At 71.2% G+C, this 6,914-nt stretch carries 6 protein-coding genes; 3 read left to right on the top strand and 3 right to left on the bottom strand.

Going from position 1 to position 6,914, the window contains the following annotated elements; translation table 11 throughout:
* Window positions 1–55: 55 nt before the first annotated feature.
* Entirely contained in the window at window positions 56–1,339 is a 1,284-nt protein-coding gene (locus ACFVW8_RS18105) for an adenylosuccinate synthase (RefSeq protein WP_389691030.1), read from the bottom strand.
* Between the two features lie 186 nt (window positions 1,340–1,525).
* Here ACFVW8_RS18105 and ACFVW8_RS18100 point away from each other — a divergent pair, with 186 nt between their 5' ends.
* Entirely contained in the window at window positions 1,526–2,383 is an 858-nt protein-coding gene (locus ACFVW8_RS18100) for a diacylglycerol kinase (RefSeq protein WP_389691028.1), read from the top strand.
* Between the two features lie 40 nt (window positions 2,384–2,423).
* On the opposite strand, the gene ACFVW8_RS18095 is transcribed toward ACFVW8_RS18100, so the two are convergent.
* On the bottom strand, window positions 2,424–2,981 hold the full coding sequence (locus ACFVW8_RS18095) for a GbsR/MarR family transcriptional regulator (protein ID WP_389691026.1): 558 nt from the start codon (window positions 2,979–2,981) through the stop codon (window positions 2,424–2,426).
* 111 nt (window positions 2,982–3,092) lie between these two features.
* Between ACFVW8_RS18095 and ACFVW8_RS18090 the strand changes: the two genes are divergently transcribed.
* Together ACFVW8_RS18090 and ACFVW8_RS18085 are read left to right on the top strand one after the other, a co-directional pair.
* Window positions 3,093–4,007, top strand: a complete 915-nt coding sequence (locus tag ACFVW8_RS18090) for an ABC transporter ATP-binding protein (RefSeq protein WP_389691024.1) — start codon at window positions 3,093–3,095, stop codon at window positions 4,005–4,007.
* On the top strand, window positions 4,004–5,632 hold the full coding sequence (locus tag ACFVW8_RS18085; protein WP_389691022.1) for an ABC transporter permease: 1,629 nt from the start codon (window positions 4,004–4,006) through the stop codon (window positions 5,630–5,632). The genes ACFVW8_RS18090 and ACFVW8_RS18085 overlap by 4 nt, the downstream gene beginning before the upstream one ends.
* Window positions 5,633–5,667: 35 nt before the next feature.
* Here ACFVW8_RS18085 and ACFVW8_RS18080 read toward each other — a convergent pair whose 3' ends face one another.
* Complete coding sequence (locus ACFVW8_RS18080; RefSeq protein WP_389691020.1) at window positions 5,668–6,903, bottom strand: cytochrome P450; 1,236 nt, start codon at window positions 6,901–6,903, stop codon at window positions 5,668–5,670.
* Between the last annotated feature and the right edge of the window lie 11 nt (window positions 6,904–6,914).

The following is a 6,914-nucleotide window of genomic DNA, read 5'->3' as shown; positions in this document are numbered from 1 at the left end:
GGCCGGCAGTGATGACTGCCGGCCGCCGCCGCGGCGTTCTTGCAGGACGGTGTTCCTACAGGAACGAGTTGATCTCGATCGTCTCGGTCCGGCCGGGGCCGACACCGATCGCGGAGATCGGGGCGCCCGACATCTCCTCCAGCGCCTTCACGTACCCCTGCGCGTTCTTCGGCAGGTCGGCGAAGGTCTTCGCCTTGGTGATGTCCTCGGACCAGCCCGGCAGCATCTCGTAGACCGGCTTCGCGTGGTGGAAGTCGGTCTGGTTGTACGGGAGCTCCTCGACGCGCTTGCCGTCGATCTCGTACGCCACGCAGACCGGGATCTGCTCCCAGCCGGTGAGGACGTCGAGCTTGGTGAGGAAGAAGTCGGTGAGGCCGTTGACCCGGGTCGCGTACCGCGCGATCGGGGCGTCGAACCAGCCGCAGCGGCGGTCACGGCCGGTGGTGACACCGCGCTCGCCACCGATCCGGCGCAGCGCCTCGCCGTCCTCGTCGAGCAGCTCCGTCGGGAACGGACCGGCGCCGACGCGCGTCGTATAGGCCTTGAGGATGCCGATGACGCGGCTGATCTTCGTCGGTCCCACGCCGGAACCGGTGCAGGCGCCGCCCGCGGTCGGGTTCGACGAGGTGACGAAGGGGTACGTGCCGTGGTCGACGTCGAGCAGCGTGCCCTGACCGCCCTCGAAGAGGACGACCTTGCCCGCCTCGATGGCGTCGTTCAGGATCAGCGAGGTGTCGGCGACGAAGGGCTTGATCTGCTCCGCGTACTGGAGCATGTCCTCGACGACCTTGCCGGCCTCGATGGCGCGACGGTTGAAGACCTTGGCCAGAAGCTGGTTCTTCTGCTCCAGGGCCGCCTCGACCTTCTGCTCCAGGATCGACTCGTCGTAGAGGTCCTGGACGCGGATGCCGACGCGGTTGATCTTGTCGGCGTACGTCGGGCCGATACCGCGGCCGGTCGTACCGATCTTGCGCGTCCCGAGGAACCGTTCCGTCACCTTGTCGACGGTGACGTTGTACGGGGTGATCAAATGAGCGTTACCGCTGATCAGCAGCTTGGACGTGTCCACGCCGCGGTCGTTGAGCCCACTCAGCTCGGAGAGCAGGACGGCCGGGTCGACCACGACACCGTTCCCGATGACCGGGGTACACCCCGGCGACAGGATTCCGGAGGGGAGGAGATGCAGTGCGTACTTCTGGTCGCCGACGACCACCGTGTGGCCGGCATTGTTGCCGCCCTGGTAACGCACCACATAGTCCACGGATCCACCGAGGAGGTCGGTGGCCTTCCCCTTGCCCTCGTCACCCCACTGAGCACCGAGCAGCACAAGTGCGGGCACAGGCGTACACCCCTTCCGGGCGGGGCATGTCCAAGGTCAGGGGGCGTACGTAAACGTCGTACATGCCGTACGACGTTGTACGACAAGGCCTGAACCGTCGAACCGGGTGCCCCGGAATAGACCAAGCCCCTGGCGCAATAGCGCAAGGGGCTCTTGCACCAAGATGCTACCCGAGGAAGGACCGAGGTGTCGGCTGCCCAGCCCCCCGGTAACGGTGCGCCCCATCTGCTGGTGGTGATCGATCCGGTCGCCCGCAGGACGGACGGCGAGTCCGTCCGGATCGCGAAGGACGTGCTGAGCGCCGGCTCGCACGCCAAGATCTGCCTCCCGGACGGGCCCGAGGAGTTCGCCCGCGCCCTGTCCCGCAGGGGCGGCCGACGGCCGGTGGTGGTCGGCGACGACCGGGCGCTGAGGCGTGCGGTGGCCCAGCTGCACCGGGAGCGCGAACCGGCCGGAAGCGCCCTGTCGCTGATTCCGGTCGGCGCGGCGGCGGCACTGGAACTCGCCCATTCACTCGGTGTGCCGACGGGTGCGGTGGCCGCGGCCCGCACCGCGCTGGACGGCGCGGTACGGCGTCTTGACCTGCTGGTCGACGACAGCGACGGGGTGGTCCTGGGCGCGCTGCGCATCCCGGCCCTGAGCAGCGCACCGGGCACCGACGGTCAGCACTCGGGCGTCACCGCCGTCTGGGACACCTGCCGCTCCCTGGTCCGCACCCTGGTGCACCCCGCGCCCTCGGCCCTGCCCGCCCCGCTGCGCACGCACCGGCTGCGGATCGAGGCGGACGGCGTCCTGCTGAACGATCTGGACCGCCCGGTCGCGTCGGTGACGGTGACATCGGGCTGCGGTGCCGGCGGTCTCGCGGAGGTGACGATCCATGCGCCGGACGGCGAGCCGGTCACCAGCGAGGCCAAGGCCGTCACGGTCTCCGGCGCGGACTTCCGCTACCACGCGGACATACAGGTCGGCGGGCCGGTCCGGACACGGACCTGGACGGTGCGGGCCGGCGCCTGGGGACTGATGCTGCCGATAGCGGCGGGATAGCCGGCGCCCCATTCCGGCTGTCCCTTTCCCGCCGGGTCCTTCAGGCGCCCGCGGACTCGTCGGCCGACGGCAGGTCGAGCGTCCTGCGGTGCTCCTGCCAGCGGCCCATCAGGCTCTCCAGCTCCGACTGGAGGAACTCGAAGAACGCCGCCGTCTCGGCGATCCGGGCACCGGCCGGGGTGTGCTCGCCGAGCGTGCGGGCGCCGTCCTTGAGGGTCTGCTCCCATCGGGTGAGCACCCGGTCGCGGCTGGCGAACGTGGTGTACCAGATCTCGTTGTGCAGGCGGTAGCGGTCACGGCGCGAGCCCGGTTCGCGCTCCCGGCCGACCATGCTGACCTGGGTCAGGTAGTTCACCGCGCCGGACACGGCGGCCGGGCTGATCTGCAGCGCCAGGGCGAGCTCGGCCGAGGTCATCGAGGCGTCGTCGTCGGCGAGCAGGGCGGCGAAGACGCGGGACGCCATCCGCTGCATCCCCGCCTCGGTCATCTCGGACGCGAACCGCTCGACGAAGCGCGAGACCGCCTCCGGGTCCCGCTGCCCGCGCGCCCCGCCCGCGTCCTGCCGCTCCGCTGCACTCTCTCCGGATTCGCTGCTCATCGCCCCATCGTCTCCCCTGCGGTCCCGGCTGATCACCGGCCCCGTCACACCTTCGAGTTTATACGTTTCCTTAACTTCACAAGTTTGTGAAAGTAGCGTACGTTCAAAATCATGACGAAGGCAATCACCGTGGCCGGACTGCACAAGTCGTTCGGCCGGACGCATGCGCTGGACGGGCTCGACCTGACCGTCGAGTCCGGTGAGGTCCACGGCTTCCTCGGGCCCAACGGGTCCGGGAAGTCCACCACCATCCGGGTCCTGCTGGGCCTGCTGCGGGCCGATTCCGGTGCGGCCCAGCTGCTCGGCCGCGACCCGTGGCACGACGCGGTCGCATTGCACCGCCGGGTGGCATACGTGCCCGGTGACGTCACGCTGTGGCGCAACCTCTCCGGCGGCGAGGTGATCGATCTGTACGGGCGGCTGCGCGGCGGTCTGGACGCCGCCCGCCGCGCCGACCTCATGGAGCGGTTCGAGCTCGACCCGACCAAGAAGGGGCGTACGTACTCCAAGGGCAACCGGCAGAAGGTCGCCCTGGTCGCCGCGTTCGCCTCCGACGTGGACCTGCTGATCCTGGACGAACCGACCAGCGGGCTCGACCCGCTGATGGAGGAGGTCTTCCAGAGCTGTGTCGCCGAGGAGCGCGACCGCGGGCGGACGGTCCTGCTCTCCAGCCACATCCTCAGCGAGGTCGAGTCGCTCTGCGACCGGGTCAGCATCATCCGTCAGGGGCGGACGGTGGAGACGGGCTCACTGTCCGCCATGCGCCATCTGACACGTACCAACATCCGCGCCGAGCTGGCCGCCGAGCCCCAGGGTCTGGCGGCGCTTCCCGGGGTGCACGATCTCGAGGTCCGGGGGCGCCAGGTCACGCTCCAGGTCGACACGGACAAGCTGGACGCCGTCCTCACATCGCTCTCGTCGTCCGGGGTCCGCTCGCTGAGCAGCACTCCGCCGACGCTGGAGGAGCTGTTCCTCCGGCACTACGCGGCGGACGCCGGCCAGGCCGCGGAGGTGGCAGCGCGATGACTGCCGTGACCATGACCGCACCGGCCCGCACCGGGCGCCGGACCGGGACCGGGCAGCTCGCGGGGACCTGGCCCCTGCTGAGGCTCGCCCTGCGGCGCGACCGGATCGTCATGCCTCTCTGGGTGGTTGTCCTCGGCGGCTCGTTCTCCTCCGTCGGGAAGTCCATCTCCTCCCTGTACGAGACGGCCGCCCAGCGCGCCGAGCTCGCCGCGTCGATGAACGGCAACAGCTCCCTGCGGGCCATGTACGGACCGGTGTTCAGCGATTCCGTCGGCGGGCTCGTCAGCTGGCGGATGATCGCCTTCGGCGCCGCGCTGGCCGCGGTGATGAGCCTGGTCCTCGTCGTGCGGCACACCAGGGAGGAAGAGGAGACCGGCCGTCAGGAGATGCTCTCCTCGGCCATGGTGGGGCGCCGCGCCCCGCTGACCGCGGCGCTGCTGGCCGCGCTGATCGCCAACACCGCGCTGGCCCTGGTGATCATGGCCGGGATGGCCGCATCGGGGGCGGGCGGCGCCGGCGCGGTGGCGCTCGCGCTGGCGGTCGCCGGGGTCGGTGTGCTGTTCGCCTGCACCGCCGCGATCGCCGCACAGTTCACCGAGAGCGCCCGGCTCGCGAAGGGGCTGACTGCGGCGGCGATCGGAGCCGCCTTCGTCCTGAAGGCTGCGGGCGACTCCGCGACGGACGACGGCTCGTCCGTCCTCAACCGGCTCTCCCCCGTCGGCTGGGCGGAGAACACCCGGCCGTACGCGGGCGAGCGGTGGTGGGTGCTCCTGGTGATCGCCGGCGCCGCGGCGGTGCAGTGCGTTCTGGCGTACGCGCTGGCCGGACGGCGCGATGTGGGCATGAGCTTCCTGACGACGCGGCCCGGGCCGGCCCGGGGCCGGATCTCCACCGCGTACGGGCTCGCCATCCGGCTCCAGCGCGGCGCGCTGCTGGGGTGGACGGTGTCGTTCGCCGCGGTCGGCATCGTCTTCGGCGGGCTGACCGGCGGAGCGGCCGACCTCGTGGGGGACAACGCGAAGACCAGGGAGATCTTCGAGCGGATGGGCGGACAGGCCGGTCTGACCGACGCGTTCCTCGCCTCGATGGTCTCCGTGCTCGGCACGGTCGCGGCGCTGTACATCGTCTCCTCGGTCCTTCGGCTGCACGGGGAGGAGATCGCCGGCCGGGCCGAACCGGTGCTGGCGGGCGGGGTCGGCCGGACCGGCTGGGCCGCCGGTCATCTGCTCATCGCCTTCGGCGGCGCGGCCCTGATCATGGTGGCCGGCGGCCTCGGCCTGGCCGCGGGATACGGGCACGAACTCCCGGCCGTGCTCGGCGCCGCCCTGGTGCAACTGCCCGCCGTCTGGCTGCTCGGCGGGGTGACGGTGCTGCTGTACGGGGCGCTGCCGAAGGCCGCCGCGGCGGCCTGGGGCGTGATGGGGCTCTGTCTGGCGCTGGGCTGGATAGGCCCGGCCCTGGATCTGCCGCAGCCGGTGATGGATCTGTCGCCGTTCACGCATCTGCCGAAGCTGCCGGGTGCGGCCGGCATGCAGTGGGGCCCGGTGACACTGCTCACCGCGCTGACGGTGGTGCTGGTGGCCGGTGGCCTGGCCGCGCTGCGGCGGCGGGACATCCTGAACTGAGGCGGTGCGGCAGCCGCCGCCCCGCACCCTGCCCGTCACAGCTCCACGCGCAGCTCCTTCACTCCCCGGATCACGTACCCCGGATTCCACTCCGGCTCCTCGACCAGCCGCATGCCCGGTGCCCGCCGCAGCAACTCCCCGAAGGAGGAGATCAGTTCCACCCGGGCCAGTGGGGAACCCAGACAGAAGTGGACGCCCGCGCCGAAGCTGATGTGCGGGTTCTCCTGCCGGGAGAGGTCCAGGGTCTCCGGGTCGGTGAAGCGGGCCGGGTCTCGGTTGGCCGAGCCGAAGAGCAGCGCCACCTCGGATCCGCGCGGAATGACCGTGGAGCCGATCTCGATGTCGTCCAGCACCCAGCGCTCGAACATCTGGAGCGGGGTGTCGTACCGCATCAGCTCCTCCACCGCGGACGGCAGCAGCCCGTGGTCGGCCCGCAGCGCGGCCAGCTGCCCGGGGTTGCGCAGCAGCGTCCACCAGCCGTTCACGGTGGTGTTGACGGTCGCCTCGTGCCCCGCGTTCAGCAGCAGCACACAGGTGGAGACCATCTCCTGCTCGGTCAGCCGCTCGCCCTCGTCATGGGCCGCGATGAGCGCGGAGATCAGGTCCTCGCCCGGGTTGCCCCGCCGCTCGGCGATCAGCTCGCGCAGATAGGCGGAGAAGTCGAGGGAGGCGCGTACCGCGGCGCGGGCCGTCTCCTGCGACGGGTTCAGCTCGTACATCCCGCAGATCGCCGCCGACCACGGCCGCAGCGGCGCGCGGTCGGACTCCGGAATGCCGAGCATCTCGGCGATCACCGCGACGGGCAGCGGCTCGGCAACGGCCGTGAGCAGATCACCGCCGCCCTGCGCCACGAAGTCGTCGACGAGCCCGGCCGCCAGCCGCCGCACGGTCGGCGCGAGCTGCTCGACGGTACGCGGGGTGAACGCCTTGGAGACCAGCCGCCGGATCCTCGTGTGGTCCGGCGGCTCCAGGTCCAGCATCCCCTGCCCGTTGAGCGTCTCGAACGGCTCGTGCTCGGCGGGCGGGGCGGTCCGGCCGAACTCCTCGTGCGCGTACCGGTGCAGATACGTCCGCCCGAGCCGCCGGTCCCGCAGCAGCGCGGACACATCGGCGTGGTGCGGGACGAGCCACTGGTCGGTGCGCTCGAAGTAGTGCGCCCGGCCGGTGGCACGCAGCTCGGCATAGGCGGGGTACGGGTCGGCGACGAACGCCGCCGACCACGGGTCGAACGAGGCGGCGGGGCCAAAGGACGGGCTCGGCGACGGAGACATGAACCGACGCT

This window comes from Streptomyces sp. NPDC058221 (assembly GCF_042882365.1).
GTDB lineage: Bacteria > Actinomycetota > Actinomycetes > Streptomycetales > Streptomycetaceae > Streptomyces.
This window is presented reverse-complemented; position numbering and strand designations above follow the sequence as displayed.

Bases quoted from the DNA above. Each gene is read 5' to 3' on its own strand.
- ACFVW8_RS18095 (WP_389691026.1), bottom strand. From the start codon at position 2,981: ATGAGCAGCGAATCCGGAGAGAGTGCAGCGGAGCGGCAGGACGCGGGC.
- ACFVW8_RS18090 (WP_389691024.1), top strand. From the start codon at position 3,093: ATGACGAAGGCAATCACCGTGGCCGGACTGCACAAGTCGTTCGGCCGG.
- ACFVW8_RS18085 (WP_389691022.1), top strand. From the start codon at position 4,004: ATGACTGCCGTGACCATGACCGCACCGGCCCGCACCGGGCGCCGGACC.
- ACFVW8_RS18080 (WP_389691020.1), bottom strand. From the start codon at position 6,903: ATGTCTCCGTCGCCGAGCCCGTCCTTTGGCCCCGCCGCCTCGTTCGAC.